Annotated in this window: 21 protein-coding genes; 3 read left to right on the forward strand and 18 right to left on the reverse strand. The window is 45.4% G+C overall.

The features are described from left to right. Positions 1-55 precede the first annotated feature (55 nt). Positions 56-487: a division/cell wall cluster transcriptional repressor MraZ gene (gene mraZ / locus BLW39_RS03040; protein WP_059377466.1), complete on the reverse strand. Its 432-nt coding sequence runs from the start codon at positions 485-487 to the stop codon at positions 56-58. Between the two features lie 603 nt (positions 488-1,090). On the opposite strand from mraZ, the gene BLW39_RS03050 reads away from it, so the two are divergent. Then, positions 1,091-1,333: a DUF4044 domain-containing protein gene (locus tag BLW39_RS03050; protein WP_059377477.1), complete on the forward strand. Its 243-nt coding sequence runs from the start codon at positions 1,091-1,093 to the stop codon at positions 1,331-1,333. A 49-nt stretch (positions 1,334-1,382) separates the two neighbouring features. Here BLW39_RS03050 and BLW39_RS03055 read toward each other — a convergent pair whose 3' ends face one another. The 13 genes from BLW39_RS03055 to BLW39_RS03115 all read right to left on the reverse strand — a co-directional run bounded on the left by BLW39_RS03055 (position 1,383) and on the right by BLW39_RS03115 (position 15,479). After that, positions 1,383-3,089, reverse strand: a complete 1,707-nt coding sequence (locus BLW39_RS03055; RefSeq protein WP_059377479.1) for a DAK2 domain-containing protein — start codon at positions 3,087-3,089, stop codon at positions 1,383-1,385. 7 nt (positions 3,090-3,096) lie between these two features. After that, entirely contained in the window at positions 3,097-3,456 is a 360-nt protein-coding gene (locus tag BLW39_RS03060) for an Asp23/Gls24 family envelope stress response protein (RefSeq protein WP_059377481.1), read from the reverse strand. Between the two features lie 133 nt (positions 3,457-3,589). Then, positions 3,590-3,790 (reverse strand): 50S ribosomal protein L28, encoded by a 201-nt coding sequence (gene rpmB, locus BLW39_RS03065; protein ID WP_047974341.1) that lies wholly within the window; start codon positions 3,788-3,790, stop codon positions 3,590-3,592. Between the two features lie 205 nt (positions 3,791-3,995). Further along, on the reverse strand, positions 3,996-4,313 hold the full coding sequence (gene trxA, locus BLW39_RS03070) for a thioredoxin (RefSeq protein WP_059377482.1): 318 nt from the start codon (positions 4,311-4,313) through the stop codon (positions 3,996-3,998). A 1-nt stretch (position 4,314) separates the two neighbouring features. After that, on the reverse strand, positions 4,315-4,962 hold the full coding sequence (locus BLW39_RS03075) for a thiamine diphosphokinase (protein ID WP_059377484.1): 648 nt from the start codon (positions 4,960-4,962) through the stop codon (positions 4,315-4,317). A 66-nt stretch (positions 4,963-5,028) separates the two neighbouring features. Next, positions 5,029-5,685, reverse strand: coding sequence for a ribulose-phosphate 3-epimerase (gene rpe, locus BLW39_RS03080; RefSeq protein WP_059377487.1), 657 nt, complete (start codon positions 5,683-5,685; stop codon positions 5,029-5,031). A gap of 55 nt (positions 5,686-5,740) precedes the next feature. Then, complete coding sequence (gene rsgA / locus BLW39_RS03085; protein ID WP_059377496.1) at positions 5,741-6,646, reverse strand: ribosome small subunit-dependent GTPase A; 906 nt, start codon at positions 6,644-6,646, stop codon at positions 5,741-5,743. Between the two features lie 103 nt (positions 6,647-6,749). Further along, entirely contained in the window at positions 6,750-8,558 is a 1,809-nt protein-coding gene (gene pknB, locus BLW39_RS03090) for a Stk1 family PASTA domain-containing Ser/Thr kinase (protein ID WP_059377499.1), read from the reverse strand. Then, the gene (locus tag BLW39_RS03095; protein ID WP_059377502.1) at positions 8,558-9,418 is read right to left on the reverse strand and encodes a PP2C family protein-serine/threonine phosphatase; all 861 of its coding nucleotides are present in this window, start codon (positions 9,416-9,418) and stop codon (positions 8,558-8,560) included. The genes pknB and BLW39_RS03095 overlap by 1 nt, the downstream gene beginning before the upstream one ends. Before the next feature lie 5 nt (positions 9,419-9,423). Then, positions 9,424-10,773 (reverse strand): 16S rRNA (cytosine(967)-C(5))-methyltransferase RsmB, encoded by a 1,350-nt coding sequence (gene rsmB, locus BLW39_RS03100; protein WP_059377504.1) that lies wholly within the window; start codon positions 10,771-10,773, stop codon positions 9,424-9,426. Further along, complete coding sequence (gene fmt / locus BLW39_RS03105) at positions 10,766-11,737, reverse strand: methionyl-tRNA formyltransferase (protein WP_059377505.1); 972 nt, start codon at positions 11,735-11,737, stop codon at positions 10,766-10,768. Before fmt ends, rsmB begins: the two co-directional genes overlap by 8 nt. A gap of 104 nt (positions 11,738-11,841) precedes the next feature. Further along, positions 11,842-14,265, reverse strand: a complete 2,424-nt coding sequence (gene priA / locus BLW39_RS03110; RefSeq protein WP_059377511.1) for a primosomal protein N' — start codon at positions 14,263-14,265, stop codon at positions 11,842-11,844. Between the two features lie 98 nt (positions 14,266-14,363). Next, the gene (locus BLW39_RS03115) at positions 14,364-15,479 is read right to left on the reverse strand and encodes an AAA family ATPase (protein WP_059377514.1); all 1,116 of its coding nucleotides are present in this window, start codon (positions 15,477-15,479) and stop codon (positions 14,364-14,366) included. A gap of 257 nt (positions 15,480-15,736) precedes the next feature. Here BLW39_RS03115 and BLW39_RS03120 point away from each other — a divergent pair, with 257 nt between their 5' ends. Together BLW39_RS03120 and BLW39_RS03125 are read left to right on the forward strand one after the other, a co-directional pair. Beyond that, a complete protein-coding gene (locus tag BLW39_RS03120; protein WP_059377519.1) occupies positions 15,737-16,183 on the forward strand; it encodes a LytTR family DNA-binding domain-containing protein in 447 nt (148 codons plus the stop codon). Then, positions 16,180-16,623, forward strand: coding sequence for a DUF3021 domain-containing protein (locus BLW39_RS03125; RefSeq protein ID WP_059377526.1), 444 nt, complete (start codon positions 16,180-16,182; stop codon positions 16,621-16,623). Before BLW39_RS03120 ends, BLW39_RS03125 begins: the two co-directional genes overlap by 4 nt. Before the next feature lie 24 nt (positions 16,624-16,647). Here BLW39_RS03125 and BLW39_RS03130 read toward each other — a convergent pair whose 3' ends face one another. The 4 genes from BLW39_RS03130 to BLW39_RS03145 form a co-directional block, all read right to left on the reverse strand. Next, positions 16,648-16,869, reverse strand: coding sequence for a hypothetical protein (locus BLW39_RS03130; RefSeq protein ID WP_059377530.1), 222 nt, complete (start codon positions 16,867-16,869; stop codon positions 16,648-16,650). A gap of 128 nt (positions 16,870-16,997) precedes the next feature. Beyond that, complete coding sequence (gene pdxT, locus BLW39_RS03135) at positions 16,998-17,555, reverse strand: pyridoxal 5'-phosphate synthase glutaminase subunit PdxT (protein WP_059377538.1); 558 nt, start codon at positions 17,553-17,555, stop codon at positions 16,998-17,000. A gap of 11 nt (positions 17,556-17,566) precedes the next feature. Then, entirely contained in the window at positions 17,567-18,451 is an 885-nt protein-coding gene (gene pdxS, locus BLW39_RS03140) for a pyridoxal 5'-phosphate synthase lyase subunit PdxS (protein ID WP_074717741.1), read from the reverse strand. A gap of 594 nt (positions 18,452-19,045) precedes the next feature. Then, positions 19,046-19,342, reverse strand: a complete 297-nt coding sequence (locus BLW39_RS03145; protein ID WP_148666468.1) for a hypothetical protein — start codon at positions 19,340-19,342, stop codon at positions 19,046-19,048. Positions 19,343-19,762: the final 420 nt, after the last annotated feature.

A 19,762-nucleotide genomic window follows, 5' to 3' on the forward strand; every position in this document is an offset into this window, starting at 1 on the left:
TACTTGTCCTCCTTTCATCTACTTAAATTCAAATTATGTTTATTTATCGACCTCTTTAAAAATCAAAGTCGACCAAGCCTTCGGCAATATCGTCAAAGTTTTCAGCAGTATCTTCTGTATAAGCCTGCCAGTTGTCTGCTGACCAGATTTCAAATGAGTCACCCGCACCGGTCACGACCACTTCCTTGTCGATCTGTGCATAATCCTTTAAATTTCCGTCAACAATCACGCGACCCTGCTTATCAAATTCAGCTTCTTTAGCACCAGCCAAAACAAAACGCTTAAAGGCCCGGGCTTCTTTTTTCCCGAGCGGCAAATCGTTTAACTGTTCTTCCAAATTCTGCCAAACAGACATCGGCATCGCCCGCAGGGCGTGCTCCATCCAGCGCACAATAACAAATGAGTCACCGAGCTGGTTTCTAAATTTAACCGGGATGGTGAGCCGGCCCTTAGGATCTAAATTATGTGAAGATTCTCCCATGAACATATAAGCCCACCCCCCTTTCTTAAATTTAACTTAACATTAATTTACCACATTCCCCCACAATCCTCCACTTTTCTTGTAACTTTTTTTAAAATCAGGTAACAAAAAAGGCATAAACCTTGATATATCAAGGTTTATGCCTAGTGGGGGAAATCCCCTATTTTTTCAAAATTATCGACATTACCACGAGGATAATCATCAAGAAATCCCCAATCAGCGAACAAAAGCGCAGATAATGGTGGAAAAAGCGCAAAACTTTTTGGCCATTTCGGACAACGACAAAGCCCCACACAGCGCCAATTAGTAACAAAAGCAAGATAACTGCCAATAAATCACTTCGATAAAAAACAGACCCCCACGTCTGGTACACCAAAACAAAGGTGGGCAGTAGGGATAAATCTAAAACATTTAATTTAGGAAATGTACGATAAAAAAATCGCCACATTACAATGATCAACATTACCATCAACCAGATGGCCGGCCAAAAGAACCAAGTCATAATTTGTCACCTCATTTTTACTTTACCAAGGCAGGTGGTAAATTTCAATTTTAATCGCGCATATGTTATGATATTTCTAAATAAACCAGGAGATTGTCACTAAAACCATGGCAAAGAAAAAAGCAAAATCAAAAGCAACTGTAGCAAAAAACAACGCTGACACGACCTCAGCAATCGACCTTGATCTTGAAGCGGAAGTTAACCGTCAACTGGCCAAACGCCCCATTCCTAAGGTTGAAAAGAAGAAAAAGAGTAAGTTCCAGGTTTGGACTTGGGTTATGGCAATCTTCATGGTCACCGTCATGGCTGGCTCCGTAATTTATGCCGCTATTTCATCAATCACCAATTAATGAATTAAAATAAAAAAGTCGACCAATTGGTCGACTTTTTTTGTTGTTTTTATTCAACTGAGATCAAAAATGGGTACAAGCCCTGACCACCGTCATGAACTTCGCACTCTAAATCTTCATCAATTTCTTCAACAGCTTCAGTCAATGCCTTGATATCCTTCTTCTTGGCATCCTTACCAGTGATAATTGTGACAATTTCACTGTCTTCATCCACCATTTTGGCGAGCATTTCCTTAGCAGTTTCCACCAACTTTGGTCCAACTACTTGAATTTCACCGTCAATCATCCCAAGCCAATCGCCCTTCTTGATTTCACGACCATTCAAAGTTGTATCGCGAACCGACTGAGTAACTTGGCCAGAAACAACCGTTGCCAGTTGTTCAGTCATCGCTTCTTGGTTTTCAGTAACTGAAGCAGCTGGGTTATAGCCCAACATCGCCGTCAATCCCTGTTGAATTGTCCGCGACTTAACCACTTCAACCGGCACATCAACCATTTCCTTGGCCTGATCAGCCGCCAGGAAGATGTTTGAATTGTTTGGTAAGATAATCGCTGACTTCGCCTTCGATTGGTTAATCGCCTCGACAAAGTCCGCCGTTGATGGATTCATGGTTTGACCACCAGTGATCACTTGGTAAACCCCCAATGAATCAAACAGCTTAGCAACCCCATCACCGGCCGCAACAGCAAAGACCGCTACGTCTGGAGCGGGCTTTTGTTCAGCTTGCTCGGCTTGGTTCAACTTGTCTTGAGCAGCCTGTTCATCGATGACAGCCTGCTGTTGGTCGCGCATGTTATCAACTTTGACCTTTTCAAGTGAACCAAATTCACCACCCCAGTGAATAATTGCGCCAGGATCTTCGGTATGAACATGAACCTTTACCACTTCATCATCGTTAATGACTAGCAGTGAATCACCCTTATCGGCAATGTAGTCGTAAAATGTTTGGTAATCAAAAGGCTTTTCAACAGTCGTTCCCTTGCCAATTTCCACCATAATTTCAGTACAGTAGCCATACTTAATATCTTCTGGTCGGAGCGATTCGTTAGCTTGGGCCCCAGCATGAAGCTTGGAAACCATTTGGTCCAGCTCAGCATTATCAGGCGTCTGCAAATTTTCTTCAGAAATCGTTCCTGAAAGAACGTCAGAAAAGGCTGACAATACCAATACCAAACCTTGACCACCAGAATCGACAACACCAACTTCTTTCAAAACTGGCAACAAGTCTGGCGTCTTATCCAAAGCAACTTGAGCAGTCTGAGCCACCGTTTCCATCATCGTTGGTAGGTCCTGACCGGCGCTAGCAGCTTCATCAGCAGCAGCCGCTGCTTCACGAATCACCGTCAAAATCGTTCCTTCAGTTGGCTTCATCACTGACTTATAGGCTACTTGGGCAGCCATCATCAAGGCATCTGCTAAGTCGCGAGCCGACAAAGTGGCCTTATCAGCTAATGAATCAGACATCCCACGGAAAATCTGCGACAAAATCACACCAGAATTTCCACGGGCTCCCATCAACAAGCCCTTTGAAGTTGCCTTAGCCAAGGCACCAACCGTTTCAGCTTGTGAGTCACGCTCATATTGAGCTCCTGAAGCCATCGACATGGCCATGTTCGTTCCAGTATCACCGTCCGGAACCGGAAAGACGTTTAACTTATTAATATTTTCCGCATTAGCGGTCAACTTGGCCGCGGCGGCATTAACCATCTTGCCATAATCAGCGGCAGTAATGGTCATAATTTTTTCTGCAGTCATCTTTGTTTTAATCCTTGGTTTCAATTCCCTGGACAATTACATTCACTTCAGGAACATGGATTCCCAGGTAACTATCCAAATAGTACTTCACCTTGCGCTGAACGGAAGAAGAAATATCCGCTAACTTCATGCCATATTGCACAACGATATAAACGTCAACAATAACACCAGCATCGGTCTGAGAAATCACAACGCCTCGACCGTAGTTTTCGCGGTTCAAAATTTGGTTTACTCCGTCACGCAAAGCAGCACGTGAAGCCATTCCAACCACACCAGGATTGGCAATGGTGGCCCCACCAACGACTGACGCAATTACGTCGTTTTCAACCTTGATTTCACCATTTTGTGTTTGAATCTTAATTGCCATAACGTTGTTGCAGAGCCAATGGCTCCACGTTCCTTTCTGTTTACGATACTTCTATTTTACCATGTTCACCGCGAAGGTTCTAATTTTATAAAGGTACTTTAAAAATAAAAAAACCACCCGAAGTGAGTGGTTTTTAAACACGTTCGATTGAACCGTTCTTTAATCCGGCCTTCAAAGTACGTGCCGTTAAGTAAACTTTCTTAGGTGCGGAACCGTTAATCTTAACAGTAACCTTTTGCAAGTTTGGCTTCCAGCTACGACGACTTGAATTCAAGGCGTGTGAACGTTGATTACCAAAACGGGTGCGTGCACCAGTAATTGCATCTTTTGCCATGTCTGACCCTCCTATCCGAGCCGAGGTATTGTTCATGCTCTTCTTATCAACAATACAATATTCTACCAGAATAATAGGGCTTTGACAAGGATTTACCACGATTTGTTTCGTACAAATACCGACAAAAGAAAAATCCTCAGTAAATTGCCCCACTTATTCGCATTCGCTAGCGCAATTCAACGAGTCATTTACTCAATTAAAAACCTCAAGCGTATTTCTTCAAGATATCAGCCAATTGTTCCTTGTTATGGAAACCAACCAACCGTTCCACTGCTTGGCCATCCTTTGTCACAACCAAAGTTGGGATTGCTCGGATACCAAAGTCAGCTGGAGTTTGCTGGTTTTGATCAACATCCATCTTGTAAAAGTTAACGTTTTTCACGCCATCTTCTTCAGAAAGTGCATCTAAAACAGGTGATTGCATCTTGCAAGGGCCACACCAAGTTGCCCAAAAATCTGTAATCGCAACACCAGTAGCGGTGTCTTTTTCAAAGTCTGCATCAGTAATTGCTGTGACAGCCATGTTAGCTACCTCCATCTTTGCTCTGCGTAACTACTAGCACACCACTTGTGAAAGACAGGTGTACCAATTCATTAACAAATTCATTCGATGACCACATTATAGCCCGACTTTCAGGCTGTGTCAAGGTATACTTGGCGTCAATAATTTTCAAATTATCAACTATACCCAATGGCATAAAACCAAGGTATTTCATCCCAGCAATCTGCTTCACCGCCTTATCACCTGGCAAAAGATAGCGCACCACGTTTTGCCGGTCCACCAAGAATACCTTTTCAGCGATGAGTAAAAAGCCATCCATGGCCGGGAAGGTCAAATTGGCTAACAAATGGTCCATTCGGCCACCCGTCGCCCCATAAAGATAAATTTCGTCAGCCCCCATTTGGTCGGCATATTTAATAGCTAATTGACCATCCGTGAAGTCTTTTTCCGGTGGGAAACGGTGAACATCGTTTGTTTCCAAGTGCTTTGTCAAGGCTGCTAGCTCTGTTGCCGTCAATGAATCAAAATCGCCAACCGCCATTTCAAAAGCAATGCCCGCTCGATAAAGGTGCCAAGCACCGCGGTCAGCACCGATCCACTGACCGGGTTGATCAAAGAGGTCATCTGGCCAATAGGCCGACGGCCCACCGGCTAAAATATTGACGCGCATACATTTCTCCCCTATTTGCCAAAAAAGCCAAGCAAAACGATGTTTTACCCAGCTTTATTTTTAAAATTACTTTGTCAAATCCAACAACTTGGCTACCTTAGCAGCAGGATCTTTCTTGTCGTAAACGTAAGAGCCAGCGACAAAGACGTTAGCACCGGCAGCAGCGGTCATCACGATTGTCTTATCGTTGATACCACCATCAACTTCGATATCGTAATCCAAGCCATTGTCCTTTTTGTAATCAGCCAATTCCTTAATCTTAGCAACTGTTGCTGGCAAGAATGCTTGACCACCAAAGCCAGGATTAACCGTCATCACCAAAACTTGATCAACCATCCCCAAGACAGGAACAATGGCTGATACAGGTGTTCCAGGGTTGATAACAACTTCTGCCTTAACACCGGCCGCCTTAATCATTTGCAAAACGCGGTGAATGTGTGGTGTTGCTTCAACGTGAACACCAATCAAGTCAGCACCAGCTTCTGCCAGTTCTTCTACGTGGTTTTCTGGGTGAACAGCCATCAAATGCACATCCAAAAACAAATCGGTTTGTGGACGCAATTGCTTAACCCAAGCAGGTCCATAGGCCATTGATGGAACAAAAGAACCGTCCATCAAATCAATATGCAAATACTTAGCTCCGGCCTTTTCAACCAAAGCAACATCTTCACCCAACTTTGTTACGTCTGCGCTCAAAATTGATGGAGCAATAATTCCTGCCATGTTTTTCCTCTTTCTAAAAGTCACTGTCGGTTAACAGTACAGTGACACCGATAACCTACTGTCGCCACTTTTGATTCGTTTTTTGGTAAACTGGTCGTTTTCCCTTAATAATTTGGTAAAACAGCTCATAACTATTATACCGTGCCTGAGAAATGCTGCCAAGCGCAACAGCCTCTTTCACCGCACAACCTGGTTCATTAATGTGAGAACAGGTCCTAAACCGGCATTGACCACTTACTGCCTTGATTTCAGGGAAGTAATCGCCCAACTGCTCAACCGGAAAGTCAAAGACTTCATAGGATGAAAATCCAGGCGTATCAGCAATCAACGCTTGGTACTTTGGCACCTCAATTAGTGATACCTGGCGGGTGGTATGTTTTCCACGCGATAAGGCCTTGGAAACCACACCGGTTTCAAGATTCAATTCCGGCGCTAAGGTATTTAGTAATGTCGACTTTCCAGCTCCGGTTTGACCCATTGCAACGACAACTTTGTCCTTTAAAATCGGTGTGAAGGCTGCTTCAAGGTCATCCGTTGATTGGACAACATCATAACCAACCCGTTGATATTCCGCCACCGTTTCTTGGAAGTCTGCTCGCTGCTTGTCATCAAATAAATCCAGCTTTGAAAAATAAAGCACTGGGCGTACCTTGGCTGCCTCTAAGGCAACCAGTTGTCGATCCAACAAATTTTGCGAAAAAGCGGGTTCGACGACCGAAGTCACCACAATCGCCAAATCAACGTTGGCGATTGGTGGACGCACCAGGTCATTTTGGCGGTCATGCAAAGCCCAAATAAACCCCTCGCCGTTTTCAGATTCATAATCCGCAAAATCCCCAACCAACGGGCGGTGATTTTTTTGGCGAAACTGACCGCGAGCACGGGTTCGTTCGACTGTCCCAGCTTGATTCATAATGTCATAATAACCGGCAAGTGACCGGATAATCCGTCCTGTTTTCATGCCCACAGTATACCATATTTTTAGCCAAGGTCGCCCAGTTAAGCCAGTCCAGTCAAGCCAGCCATGCCAATAAAAAAAGAACCCGCTAGGGTTCTTTTATTTCTTAACTTTTGCTTGATGCACTTGACGATGAGCTAGATGAATTACTATCCGAATTTCCCATCGAAATCGTCAACGTTAACGTCTTATCCAGTGAGAACTGTGAATCAGCAGCAGGGTCTTGCGAAATCACCTGACCACTTGGCTGATTAGAACTTTGGTTAACAAAGTTCAACTGAACATGGTTACTGTTGGCCCAATTAATGGCATCGCTTTGGCTCTTACCAACTAAGTTTGGTAAGGTCACCTTATTGGGACCAGAAGAAACGGTCAAAACAATCGTAGTGCTACTTGGGTCAGCAGCGTTTCCAGCAGTCACTGACTGCGAAATCACTTCCCCACTTGGCACATCATTGCTTGCCTGGGTCTTCTTCTTAACAGTAAAGCCAAGGTTGTTCAATTGAGAAGCGGCATCGCCGTAAGTCCAACCAGTGTAATCAGACAAGGTCACCTTGTCACCACCAGAAGAAATGACCAATTGAACGGAAGTTCCCTTCTTCAAATACGCACCGCTACCCGGCTTAGACTTAATCACATTGCCCTTTGAAACGGACTTTGAAGTCGTATAAGTCTCGTTACCAACCGAGAAACCAGCATCCGAAAGTTTTTCCTCGGCCTGGCTTTGGGATAGGTTCGCCACATTCGGTACCGTGACATAATTGCCCTGGGCGTAAACATAACCACCGATTCCAGCAGCGGCCAAGACCAACAAAATCAACCCAACGACAACCTTCTTTGCCGACTTAAACTTAACACCGTTTTTAGATAAAACGCTCCGCACGTACTTAGGCGTGCGGTCAACCAATTGGGCAATTTCTTTAACAGACTTGCCCTGCTTGGCGTAGTCGATAATTTGATCTTGTACGCTTTTGCCTTCTTCTGGATCAGTCAAAACTTCAGGGTCATCAACGTATGGTCGTTCTGACCAGTCAGTATCAACCAAACGGGTTTCATCAGAAGTTTCAGGAACATAACGGGCCTCTTGCGACCGGCGCTTTGACAAAGACGTCTTGAGGTCATCAGCCATTGACTCAGCTGAGAAATACCGGTCTTCTGGATTTTTGGCCGTTGCCCGCAAGATAACGTTTTCCAACGGTTGTGGTATTTGTGAATCAAAATCACGGACAAAAGGCATTGGCATGTTGCCGTGCTTATAAGCCACCTGGTCCGGTGTATCCCCTTGATAAGGAACCTGGTTGGTCAACATCTCATACAAGATTACCCCAAGGGCATATAAGTCCGACCTGACCGAGGCTCCCTTACCAATTGGTAATTCAGGTGCCAAATAATGAATCGAACCAATCACCGTATGCACCTGAGTCATTGACTGTGACCGCTTAACCGTTGCAATCCCAAAGTCGGTAATCTTAACCTGGTTGTTTCGGTCAATCAAAATATTTTGTGGCTTTAAATCGCGGTGAATAATGCCGGCCCGGTGGGCTGCGCCAACCGCATCCAAAATTTGTTCCATAATATCAACAACTTGCTGATACGGAATTGGAAAATGCTGCTGAATGAAGTCTTTCAAATCCATACCATCAACGTATTCCATCACCAAATAAGAGGAGCCGTCGAATTCACCGGCATCATAGATTTGAACAATATGGTCATTGACCAAAGTTGTGGCGGCTTTGGCTTCACGCTGAAACCGTTCCACTGCATCAGGCTGGTCTTTAATGTCCAACCGAATCATCTTTAAAGTAACATCACGCTTCAAATAAGTATCAAAGGCTAGGTAAACATTGGCCATGCCCCCACCGCCCAGCGGACGCACTACCTGGTAGCGGTGATCAATCATCGTTCCTTGTTCCATTAGTTCTGTCCCTCCGTTCGGTGCTTGTTTGCTTGAAACTCTTCAAAGCGGTTTTGCTGAGGCTGTTTGCCAGCCCGATTTAACTGCTGGTTAGGATTGGTTAAATCCGTCACCAATAATGCTGTAATATTATCCGGCGCATGACGAGCCACAGCAGCTCGAATTAAGGCCCGAATTCGCTCGGTCAGGTCTAAGACTGAACCAAGCGGTGGCAAGTTACCTGGCCGTTTCATTCCCGGCTGCAACAAGGCAACCTGGTCATCAATGTCTAAGACTTTGGACAAACCGTCACTGGTCAAATACAACCAGTCACCCTCTTTAGGCGTAAAGGTTGTCCATTCCAAACCAACTTTCTGGTTGACGCCAAGATAACGCGTTAATGAATTTGCTTCCGGAAGGCTTTCATCATAAATCTGTCCACTATTCCGCTTTAATTCATTGCGCACCGTGTGGTCAAACGTGAGTAGCTTCGCCTTTTTATCGCGCAGCAAATACGCCCGCGAATCGCCCGCATTAGCGATCAAAATTTCGCCCGGTAAGCAAACGGCCAAGACTAAGGTTGTTGCCATCTCATGCACCACCGGATTTTTTTTGCCGGCTAACAAAATCGCATTGTTCGCCAAGTCCGCTTGGTGCACCAGCCAGTCTTTGACACTGTCTTGGTCCTTCATATCACGTTTTTCCCAGGCCTGGCCGAGCGTCTCCACCACCATCTGGCTGGCTTGCTTTGAGCCAGGGTTAGAAGCAACACCATCGGCGACGAGCACAAGTGCTTCACCGGATTGGTTATAGTAGGCGCCGACCGCGTCTTGATTGTCTGCCCTCTTTGGGCCCTTATCACTGATGTAGGCAATTGCCATTGCGCTTAATCCTTTCTCCTTTGAAAGGTGGCGACGAAAAAGCCGTCTGTCTCGTAATCATCGGGATAGATTTTCAATACATCTTCTACCCGATTACCCTTAATATCCTTTTCAGTAGTGGTCTTAACCAGTTCAATTGCTGGATTTTCAGCTAAGAACTTGGCCACAACTGCATCATTTTCCTGATTTAGAATGGTACATGTACTATATACCAAACGGCCGCCAACTGCCAACCGTTGGACCGCTGCATTCAAAATCGCTAACTGAAGATCGGCCAAATGCAAGACATCCGCCAATGATTTTTCATAGCGAATTTCGGGCTTGCGCCGCAGCAAACCTAAACCAGAACACGGAGCATCAACCAAAATTCGGTCAAAGTCGTGATCAAATGCTTGTGGAATTTCACGAGCATCAAGCGCCTTGGCCTCGACCTTATCTGCCAAACCAAGCCGTTTCGTATTGGCCTTAATCAACTTTACTTTATGGTCATGAATATCAAGGGCGACTACTTTCGCATCGCCTGCTAAGTACTGCGCAATTTGTGTGGTTTTTCCGCCTGGGGCGGCCGCTGCATCCAAGACAGAATGCACCGATTCATCCAACCCTAGTGATTCAACCGGCAGCATCGCCGATTCATCTTGTACGGTCAACCAACCATCAAGGAAGGGCTTAGAAGAAGCCACGTGACCGCCGGTCACTACCAAAGAATCCTTGGCAACCTTGGAGTCACGAACGGTTAACCCTTCATCCTCCAGTGCTTGCCTGGCCTGGGCAACCGTGGCCCTGGTCGTGTTAACCCGCACAGATTGCGCCGGTGCCTCATTCAAAGAAGCCAAGATTGACTTCGTTTTCTCGTCGCCAACCTGTTCTTCTAGCGTTTCCACCAGCCAAATCGGCACCGAATAAGAAATCGATAGGCGCTCAATTGGGTCCTTTATCTTGGCCTCATCCCGAACGCCAGTCCGGTCAATTTGATGCAAGATGGCCGTGACAAATTTGGCAGCACCAGAATGGCCTAAGACCTTAGCAATCTCAATACTTTCGTTAAAGATGGCATGCTTGGGGATCTTGTCCAACTTGTGCCACTGGAACAAAGCGGTCAAAAGTAGCTCTTTGACCCACGGTTCCAGCTTCTTGCCTTTGACAAATGGGGCCAACCAGTACTCTAGCAGTAACCGATATTGGATTGTCCCATAGACCAAGGTGGTCAGCAGGCCCTTATCGGCAGGTTTCAACTGGTGGCTCTTAATCACTTGGTTTAATTGCAAGTTAGAATATGCCCCATTTTTAATCTTTGCTAGGGTGACAACCGCTAGCAAACGGGGATTTTGACTGTCTTTAATCTTATTAGGCATTAACTTCCTCGACGTTAATCCATTGGTCGCCAACCGCATACTTTTGGCCAGCACCATTCAAATAGGCCGAAACGGCCATCACACTTTTACCAGCCGGCTGGAGCTCATCAATTTGTAGTTGAGTTCCCTGCGCTGCGGCAACGACCAAATGCTTCTTATCCTTGACCGTAATCACACCAGGCTTGGCAGTCGTCTTTTCAGCCAGTGGCGTTGTTGCCACCAACTTAAACTTCTCCCCACCGACTAAGGCGTGGGCCGGGTGTGTTGGATAAAGGCCCCGAATATGCCAATTCAATTGCTCGGCCGTTTCAGTGGCAAAGTTCAAATTTTGTTGGTCACGGCTAATATTAGGTGAAAAGCTGACCAAATCAGGATCTTGTGGCGTGGCAGCAACCGTTCCAGCCGCCAACTTTGGCAAATTGTTCAAAACGAGGGAAGCGGCGGCTTCACTCAATTTGGTGAACATCGTCCCAACATTATCTTGCGCTTCAATCGGCACCTTGACCACGTCAATCACATCACCGGCGTCCATTTTCTTGACCATGTACATCAACGAAACACCAGTTTCCTTGTCACCATTCATAATGGCATAGTGGACTGGTGCCCCACCCCGATACTTTGGCAGCAAGGAAGCGTGAGCATTCACAGCGGCAACCTTAGCTGCTTCCAACAGCTTTTCAGGCAAAAATTGACCAAAGGCAGCTGTGACAATAAAGTCTGGCGCTAAGTCCAAAATTTCAGCCATTTCTGCCGAACCGCTAATTTTTTCCGGCTGCAAAACTGGCAAACCGGCCGCTAAAGCAGCCTCTTTGACCGGGCTAGCCGTTAATTTTTGCTTCCGTCCCTGGGGCCGGTCTGGCTGCGTCACCACTGCCAGAACATCGTATGCAGCGTCCGCCACCAAAGCTTCTAACAATGGCACAGCAAATTGGGGTGTTCCCATGAAAACAACGCGATAGGTCATTTACTTCCTCACTTGTTCTGAAAAAATCCATTTTGCCAAAAAATGGCAATTTCTTTTATTATAGCAAATTCCGCTAGCAACTACCGGCAGCACCGATTGCTCAACTACATAAAGGTGACCGGGTCACGGCGGACCGCCAACTGAAAACCAGCCTCAGCATTTTGCGACCGATCCACCAAATCTCGCAGCAACGCATCCACCTCGTGCGGCTTCTTCATCTTCAACAGCATTTGAAAGTAGTAACGGCCTTTCAGCTTGGCAATTGCCTGCGGTGATGGTCCCAACATTAAGACATCTTCGGGGAGGTGTTTTTTCAACCACGCCCCGATTTTGGCACTTTGAACGGCCACCAAATTCTCATCTGAATGAGACGTTTGAATCTGGATAGTGTAATAATATGGCGGAAATTCACCGGCATGGCGGATAGCCATTTCTTGCCGGTAAAAGCCCTCGTAATCATGGTGTTTAGCATAGGTTAACGCATAGTGGTCGGGATTAAAGGTCTGAATTACGACCTCCCCGTGCTGCTGTCCACGACCGGCTCGACCAGCCACCTGGGTTAACAATTCAAAGGTCTTTTCACTTGCCCGAAAATCCGGTAGGCCAAGGCCAGTATCAGCGTTCAAAACCCCAACTAAGGTGACATCCTCAAAGTCGAGTCCCTTGGCCACCATTTGCGTTCCCAAAAGAATCTGTGCCTTCTTAGCACCAAAATCAGCCAAGGCCTTGGCCATCGACCCCTTCTTCTTGGTCGTATCCTGATCCAAACGGATTACCGGATAATCTGGTAATAGTTTATTCAACTCGGCCTCGACTTTTTCCGTTCCAGTCCCATAATAGCGGATCCGTTTTGACCCACAACTGGGGCAAATTTGCGGAATGGCCGTCTGATAATCACAGTAGTGACATTTCAGAGTTTTTGTATCCATGTGCAGAGTCATCGCCAGATTACAATTGGGGTCCTTTGGCACATAGCCGCAATCACGGCACATCACAAAGGAAGAAAAGCCACGCCGGTTTAACAGCAAGACTGCCTGTTCACCACGGTCCAAATGCGCCCGCAACTTTTCCAACAATTCGCCCGAAAAGTTCGTGTCACCCTTCGTCATCACGGTTTGACGCATATCAACAATCTCAACTGGTGGCAAAGTTGCCGCGGCGGCGGCCCGTTTGGTTAACTTTAGTAACTGATAGACACCCTTTTGTGCCCGGGCCCGACTTTCCAGTGATGGTGTCGCCGAACCCAACACAACGGGTGCATGGTGAAAATCACCACGCCACAGGGCCACATCGCGGGCCGAATAATGTGGATTTTCACTTTGGCTGTAAGACGTTTCGTGCTCTTCATCAACAATAATCAAACCTAATCGGTCCAGCGGTGCAAAGACTGCTGACCGGGCCCCCACAACAACTTTTACCTCACCGGCTTGAATCCGTCGCCATTCATCATAGCGCTCACCGGCTGACAAACCGGAGTGCAAGACAGCCGTGGCATCCCCAAAGCGGTCTGCCACTCGTTTTTGCATTTGCGGCGTCAAAGCAATTTCTGGTACCAAAAACAAAACCTGTTCGCCGCGGTCAATGGCTTCCTGAGCTGCCTGCAAATAAACTTCCGTTTTGCCCGACCCGGTAATTCCTTCCAGTAAAAAGGTTTTATTCTGTTTTGCAATAATGGCTGCCGTAATGGCATCATAGGCAGCTTGTTGGCCATCATTTAAGACCTTAACCGCTTCAACCTTGCCCCGGGCCATCGCCTGTGGCCGGCGCTTAACTTCAACTTGGCGTTTGGTCAACCAACCGTTTTTCACCCCAGTATTCAAGACAGCTGCCGATAGGTCGAGTTGAGCCAGCCAGTCGCGCTTGCTAAAAGTCTGTCCGAGATGTTCCAAACAAAAATCAAGCAATCGTTTCTGACTTTTGGCAGAGGCTCGCAAATTTTCCTGTGCGGTCACCAATAATTCGCGGTTATCCGTCACTTCGTAGGCCAATTCCGTCTTAATTTGTCCCTGATTTTCAATCACAGTTTCAATCGTTAAGGCGCCAGTGGCTGCTAATTGGCGAATCGCCCGCCATTCCTTGGCGGAAAAATCTTTCGTCTTAACCAACCGTTCCTCTTGCCCATCTAAGAAAGTCGCGCGGTCCAAATCAGTCAAGGTTGGCCCCGCTATCAAGCGCTTACGATAGGAAGCCTTCAAAGCCGTCGGTAACATCAAAGCTAAAAAGGACACTTGATATGAAAAGTTATTTTGGGCCAGCTCTTCCGACAAAGCCAACATTTCTTTGGTCAAAACTGGTTCATCATCCAAAACCGCCAAAATATCTTTGACCTGGTCGGCCGCTAAATCATCCGGCAGATCAACATCCCGGCCCAAAACATAGCCCAACACAGACCGGTGACCGAAGGCAACCAAGACGCGGACACCAGGCACAACGGCTGTATCTAATTCAGTTGGCACCAAATAGGTATAGGGCCGGTTCGTTTGCTGAGTTGGCACATCAACAATCACTTGCGCATAAGTTGTTGGCATATCGGTCACCTCCCTTCATCAAATCTTTCTCAATAGGATAAACTGCCAAGTTAAAGTTTAGAATAAAAAAGTCCAACGTTGGTCGGACCACATTTGGCTTAAACCTTTGTCAGGTTAATACCAACCTTATCTTCAATAATCTCCAAAGCCTGCATGTAGCGAGCATAATAACCGGCGGGGTCATCGGCTTCCCCCACCCGGTCCAAGGCAACAGCCTTATCATAAAAACCATAATCTTTAATTACTTGCCACAAGTGCATATCAAAGATTTCACTTTCCTCGGCATCAGCACCATTTTGTACGGCGACTGTTGGCGGAATCACCAAAATCAAATCCAGGTCTTCTTCGGCAATCGTATTTTCAAAGAGTGGCAACAGCCGGGTCAAATCTTCCTTTGGCAGCCAGGCCCTGGCCTCAGCCATCGTCACCATTGCATCCGTATCAAAGAAGGTCAAACCGTTGTTAGCCGGCGAATTAATTTCGTTTGAATTGGCATCATACTGCCCCTGAATAATCCGCGAATAATCTTTTAGAAGCAATTCGCTATCAAATACGTTTGATTGTTCTTGGTAAGTCCGCGAGAATTCAACCGAAAATGGTGAATTCGAAGTCCGCGCCAAACGACGAGTCAAAGTTGACTTTCCCGTTTGTGGTGCCCCAACCACCAAAATCTTCTTGGCAAAGTGGCGCCGAAAGACGCGATTAATATAGTCCCAGTTACCCAACGGGTCGTTGCGGACCGCCGTCGCCGACACCTTCAAAATCGTCCGATCCATCAAAGAAACGCGGAAACGGCCATCCTTTGGCAACATCTTTTCCAGCATTTCCTTGTAGTCAGCTTCACCGGTATAAAGCGTAATCAGTGCATCCGGATTGACAATATTTCGTTGGATAGTCTCCGTTAACCGGTCCGTCCATTCTTGCCAACCATTTGGCATTTGTGGAATATCATCCTCGTTAATGTAATCAACCTTAATGGTGTCTTCATCATTAAAGGCTTCCCGCAAATAGCGAAAACGCTTCTCAACCGGCAAACCAATTTGGTCCCCACGGTCGCCGGTATACCCAGAAGTAATCACCACCACCCCGTCATTGAGGGCGGCTGCCTTGTAAATCTCAGCTTGATGACCAATATGCATCGGTGCTAATGTTCCAAAGAACACACCAATGCGATCACCCGTTAAGTTTGCTTTGACTAAGTTTTTCTTGACCATCAGTTTTCCTAACTTTTTGTATCTTTTGATCAAAGCGCTGCGACATTTCGTTCCAGCGGATATTAGTACTATTATACCAAAGATGGCCAGCCCTTTAAAAAATGCTTTGCTGGCTGACCAAATCTACCGATAGAGTGCATTTATTATCCCGAGTTGACCACTTATGCTAGTCAGGAAACCAAATATCGGTTATCGCGAGCTTTTTTAGTTAATTTGTTTTAGAGTAAATTCATGAAAAGTAATCAAAGGAGATTCAAATGAAGGTATCAGTCAACATTAATCCAAATGCGACCAGCCCAAGCATTCTGATTACTGCTAAAAAACAAACAGCAGAAATTATTTATTTAGAGCAAAAAATTCAGTCCATCGTTGAGCATTCAACCCTCTTCATTAAGGATAACGACGATTACCGGCAGGTGAGCCTAGACCAAATCGAACGCATCTATACCGAACAGCAAGACGTCTTTTGTCAGATTGAGGGACAACGCTATAAACTGAAAAAACGAATTTACGAATTGGCCGAATTTTTACCAGCAAAAATTTTTATTCAAATCTCGCAATCTGAACTAGTTAACCGGCATTTTATCGACCGCTTTGCCCTGAGTAAGACCGGTGCCTATCAGGTTGTTTTCAAAGATGGGCAATTCACTTTTGCCTCAAGGCGCTACATGCGAAAAATTAAGAAGGAGGATTTACACTCATGAAAATCATCAAGAAAATGTTAGTTGGAGCCTCAATCGGCATCAATATTGGTCTTTTAATGGCATTATTTTTTTCCTACTTGTATGGTTCAAAAAACTTCAGCCCATCCAGCACAACCTTTACGGAACATTTTGACCGTCCCCTATCTGCCGTAAACGTTTCAATTATTCTCTGGGCGTTGATGGGCATTGTCTTTAGCCTAGGTAGTATCATCTACCAAAACGACCGCTATAGCATTACCAAGCAGTCTGTCCTCCACTTTACCGTTACCTTTACCGGCTTCACATTCCTAGCAATTATAGCCGGCTGGTTCCCACTTTCAGTTGCCAGCCTAACCTGTTATACTCTCACCTTTATTTTGACTTACGTCATCACGTGGTGGATTTCGATGAGCATCGCTAAGAAAACAATCAACCGTCTCAACCAAGAACTCCAAAAATAAAAAGAACACCCGCGGGTGTTCTTTTTACTTTTTGCGATTAATAAACCTGGTCCACAGCCAGCTCAATAACATTAAAACGGCAAAGCCGACAATGTTCCAGAGACTACTTTTCAGATTCATCAGCAAATTTTGCCCACCACCAAAAGCTTGCAGTAACAGCAAATAAATCAAGTTAATCAAGACCACAATCACAATCGAAAAAGTCCTTGGATAAAGTGCGGCCCAACGATAAATGTTATTCCTCATTTGAATTCCCCCTCCCGCAAAGTTTTTTCCGAACAGTATATTCGACTGGCTCTTGCCATTATTTTAAAAACTCACTTGGGGACAGCGTAACACAAAAAAAGAAGAATCGTTTGATTCTTCTTTTTTAATCAATTTGCTGCTGTCACCATTTGTATAAATAACTCATGCAACCGAGTATCGACAGACAACTCCGGGTGGAAGGCCGTTGCTAAAATATGATTGTGCTGAACCGCAATAATGCGATCATCATCAATCTTGGCCAAGACCTGGACATCCTTACCAACGCTTTTCAAATACGGTGCCCGAATAAATACGCCCGGAAATGGTTTGTTAAAGCCCGCAACCGTTACATCTTCCTGGAAACTATCCTTTTGCCGGCCAAAGCCATTTCGCTCGACTTCACCGTCAAAGCCAGCTAAGGCATCAGGCCGGGCTAGGAGAACTAAGCCGGCACAAGTCCCAAAAACCGGTAGTCCTGCCGCCACTTTGTCCCTCAGGGCCGGCAACATTTCAAACTTCTGCAAAAGGTTCATAATGGCTGTACTTTCCCCACCAGGAATAATCAAGCCATCAATTCCGTCTAAATCAGCAACCGTCAAAACTTTTTTGCCAATTACCCCACATTGGGCCAACATCTGCAAATGTTCGTCAACCGCACCCTGTAAATCTAATACACCAATTTTCATGCCTAACCCCCTTAAATACCGCGAGGGGCCATCTTGTCTTCATCATGCAAAGTCGCAGTATCAATACCCTTCATTGGTGCACCAAGATTCTTCGAAACTTCAGCAATCAAATGATAATCGGTTGGATTAGCAGTGGCTGCCACAATTTCCTTGGCAAACTTCTCGGGATTTTCCGACTTAAAGATTCCAGAACCAACGAAGACACCATCAGCACCAAGGTTCATCATCAAGGCCGCATCAGCTGGCGTTGAAATTCCACCGGCAGCAAAGTTCACGACGGGCAACTTACCAGTTTCGTGAATTTCCTGTACTAACTCCAACGGCGCCCGCAAATCACGAGCAATCGCCATTAAATGTTCCGGCTTTTCATTTTGGATGTGGCGAATTTGTTCGTTGACCTTTTGCATGTGCCGAACCGCTTCCACCACGTCACCAGTTCCCGGTTCACCCTTTGTCCGCAACATTGAGGCCCCTTCGCCAATCCGGCGCAAAGCTTCACCTAAATCACGACAACCACAGACAAACGGAACAGTAAAATCATGCTTGTTGATATGGTAATTATCATCGGCCGGCGTCAAAACTTCACTTTCATCAATGTAGTCAACCCCGACACTTTCCAATACATGAGCTTCGGCAATATGACCAATTCGCGCCTTAGCCATCACGGGAATGGTTACGGCAGCCATAATTTCTTCAATCATGGCTGGATCTGACATTCGCGCAACACCACCAGCTGCCCGAATATCCGATGGCACTCGTTCCAAAGCCATAACAGCAACAGCCCCAGCCGCTTCGGCAATTTTCGCCTGTTCCACATTGGCAACGTCCATAATCACGCCACCCTTTTGCATCTGTGCCATTCCTCGCTTAACGAGTGTTGAGCCAACTTCCTTCATAAATCTAATCCCCCAAGTGAAATTTAATAACAATATTCGATCAACTGTTCTTTTATCAAATAAATCACGAACAATACCTTGGAAGCAGTATATCACATTTTAATCGTTCTAATATTATTTTAATTTTTCGTATATTTCAACTGTCACCATCAAATTGAGGCGGACCCCATTTATAACTAATTTTAATCTTGCCTATGTTACAATACCGGCAGTTAACAGCCGTCAACTCAAGCCTCATCGCAAGAGAAGACCACTGCAGCAGAAAGGAAATCCTCATGTCGATTCACGTGATGGTTTTGGCCATTTTAATCATTTTAGTGGTTGCCTAACACTGATTGTTCCACACTTTCGCAAAAATAACACCCGCGCTAATCAACGGCTAAAGTTTCTCAGCGCCAGTTTTGTGATGACAATTGGCCTCAGCGCCATTTTTAATAACTTAGGTCAGACTCATGCGATGGGCAACTATATTTTGCCGATCGCCCTCATGCTGGCTGGTATCCTGCTTGCCATTCAAGAAGTCTAAGTTAGTAGGCGGCGAATCAACAACCAATTGATCTAAATAAAAGACGGGCACAGTGGGTGCCCGACTTTTTAACGCCAAAAAAGTAAATTTTCAAATGGAAAAGCGTCGTGCTTGTAAATAAAACGATAATAAATAAATCCCCAAAGAAAGAGAAACAATGCGTAGGTCACAATAATGCCCAAATGACCTGAAAAGTTAGTATATAAAACACCGTCTTGCATCACAGTCAACATTTTGACTGCGGTCAAAGTCGTCTTTTCGCCCGCCTCTTGGATGAGCAACAACTCCACCAAATTATCAATTAAAAACAAAAAAAGATATACCAGAGTGGCCAGGGCGAATTGCTTCGTAATCGTCTTCATCATGTCTCCTAAAAAGTTTTTTTGTTATGTTTACAGCTTAACAGTAATTAATTTTTATCTCAATTCATTAAAATTTTATTAGAAAATATGCTAAACTAGATATGTTGAGAATATTTATCGAAGACGTGGGGACGTGAGAGTATGGCGGGGGAAAAGTCGGCCTTTATCGTGATTTCAATGCTAGTCATTTTGACGCAAGCGATAATTGTCAAGTTTAGTTTTAAAATGTGGGTACATTTCGTTGTACCGGCAACATTTACGATAGTTTTTATTGTTTGTTTCTTTTTTGTCTTCAAAAGTGATAATTGGCTTTCCCTAATTATTTTACTCTTATTTGGCAACACAATTTTGTATGCCACTGGCAAACACACAAAGTCCATTCTTTAGCTATCGCGATTAGAAGAATCCCAATCAAAAAGCACA

The organism is Fructobacillus pseudoficulneus, assembly GCF_900108455.1.
Classification (GTDB): Bacteria; Bacillota; Bacilli; order Lactobacillales; family Lactobacillaceae; genus Fructobacillus; species Fructobacillus pseudoficulneus.

Bases quoted from the DNA above. Each gene is read 5' to 3' on its own strand.
- priA (WP_059377511.1), bottom strand. From the start codon at position 14,265: ATGCCAACAACTTATGCGCAAGTGATTGTTGATGTGCCAACTCAGCAA.
- BLW39_RS03060 (WP_059377481.1), bottom strand. From the start codon at position 3,456: ATGGCAATTAAGATTCAAACACAAAATGGTGAAATCAAGGTTGAAAAC.
- BLW39_RS03130 (WP_059377530.1), bottom strand. From the start codon at position 16,869: ATGAGGAATAACATTTATCGTTGGGCCGCACTTTATCCAAGGACTTTT.
- pdxS (WP_074717741.1), bottom strand. From the start codon at position 18,451: ATGAAGGAAGTTGGCTCAACACTCGTTAAGCGAGGAATGGCACAGATG.
- BLW39_RS03055 (WP_059377479.1), bottom strand. From the start codon at position 3,089: ATGACTGCAGAAAAAATTATGACCATTACTGCCGCTGATTATGGCAAG.
- BLW39_RS03075 (WP_059377484.1), bottom strand. From the start codon at position 4,962: ATGCGCGTCAATATTTTAGCCGGTGGGCCGTCGGCCTATTGGCCAGAT.
- rpmB (WP_047974341.1), bottom strand. From the start codon at position 3,790: ATGGCAAAAGATGCAATTACTGGTGCACGCACCCGTTTTGGTAATCAA.
- BLW39_RS03050 (WP_059377477.1), top strand. From the start codon at position 1,091: ATGGCAAAGAAAAAAGCAAAATCAAAAGCAACTGTAGCAAAAAACAAC.
- BLW39_RS03115 (WP_059377514.1), bottom strand. From the start codon at position 15,479: ATGGTCAAGAAAAACTTAGTCAAAGCAAACTTAACGGGTGATCGCATT.
- BLW39_RS03125 (WP_059377526.1), top strand. From the start codon at position 16,180: ATGAAAATCATCAAGAAAATGTTAGTTGGAGCCTCAATCGGCATCAAT.
- rpe (WP_059377487.1), bottom strand. From the start codon at position 5,685: ATGGCAGGAATTATTGCTCCATCAATTTTGAGCGCAGACGTAACAAAG.
- pdxT (WP_059377538.1), bottom strand. From the start codon at position 17,555: ATGAAAATTGGTGTATTAGATTTACAGGGTGCGGTTGACGAACATTTG.
- rsmB (WP_059377504.1), bottom strand. From the start codon at position 10,773: ATGCCTAATAAGATTAAAGACAGTCAAAATCCCCGTTTGCTAGCGGTT.
- fmt (WP_059377505.1), bottom strand. From the start codon at position 11,737: ATGACCTATCGCGTTGTTTTCATGGGAACACCCCAATTTGCTGTGCCA.
- BLW39_RS03095 (WP_059377502.1), bottom strand. From the start codon at position 9,418: ATGGCAATTGCCTACATCAGTGATAAGGGCCCAAAGAGGGCAGACAAT.
- rsgA (WP_059377496.1), bottom strand. From the start codon at position 6,646: ATGAAAACAGGACGGATTATCCGGTCACTTGCCGGTTATTATGACATT.
- pknB (WP_059377499.1), bottom strand. From the start codon at position 8,558: ATGGAACAAGGAACGATGATTGATCACCGCTACCAGGTAGTGCGTCCG.
- BLW39_RS03120 (WP_059377519.1), top strand. From the start codon at position 15,737: ATGAAGGTATCAGTCAACATTAATCCAAATGCGACCAGCCCAAGCATT.
- trxA (WP_059377482.1), bottom strand. From the start codon at position 4,313: ATGGCTGTCACAGCAATTACTGATGCAGACTTTGAAAAAGACACCGCT.
- BLW39_RS03145 (WP_148666468.1), bottom strand. From the start codon at position 19,342: ATGATGAAGACGATTACGAAGCAATTCGCCCTGGCCACTCTGGTATAT.
- mraZ (WP_059377466.1), bottom strand. From the start codon at position 487: ATGTTCATGGGAGAATCTTCACATAATTTAGATCCTAAGGGCCGGCTC.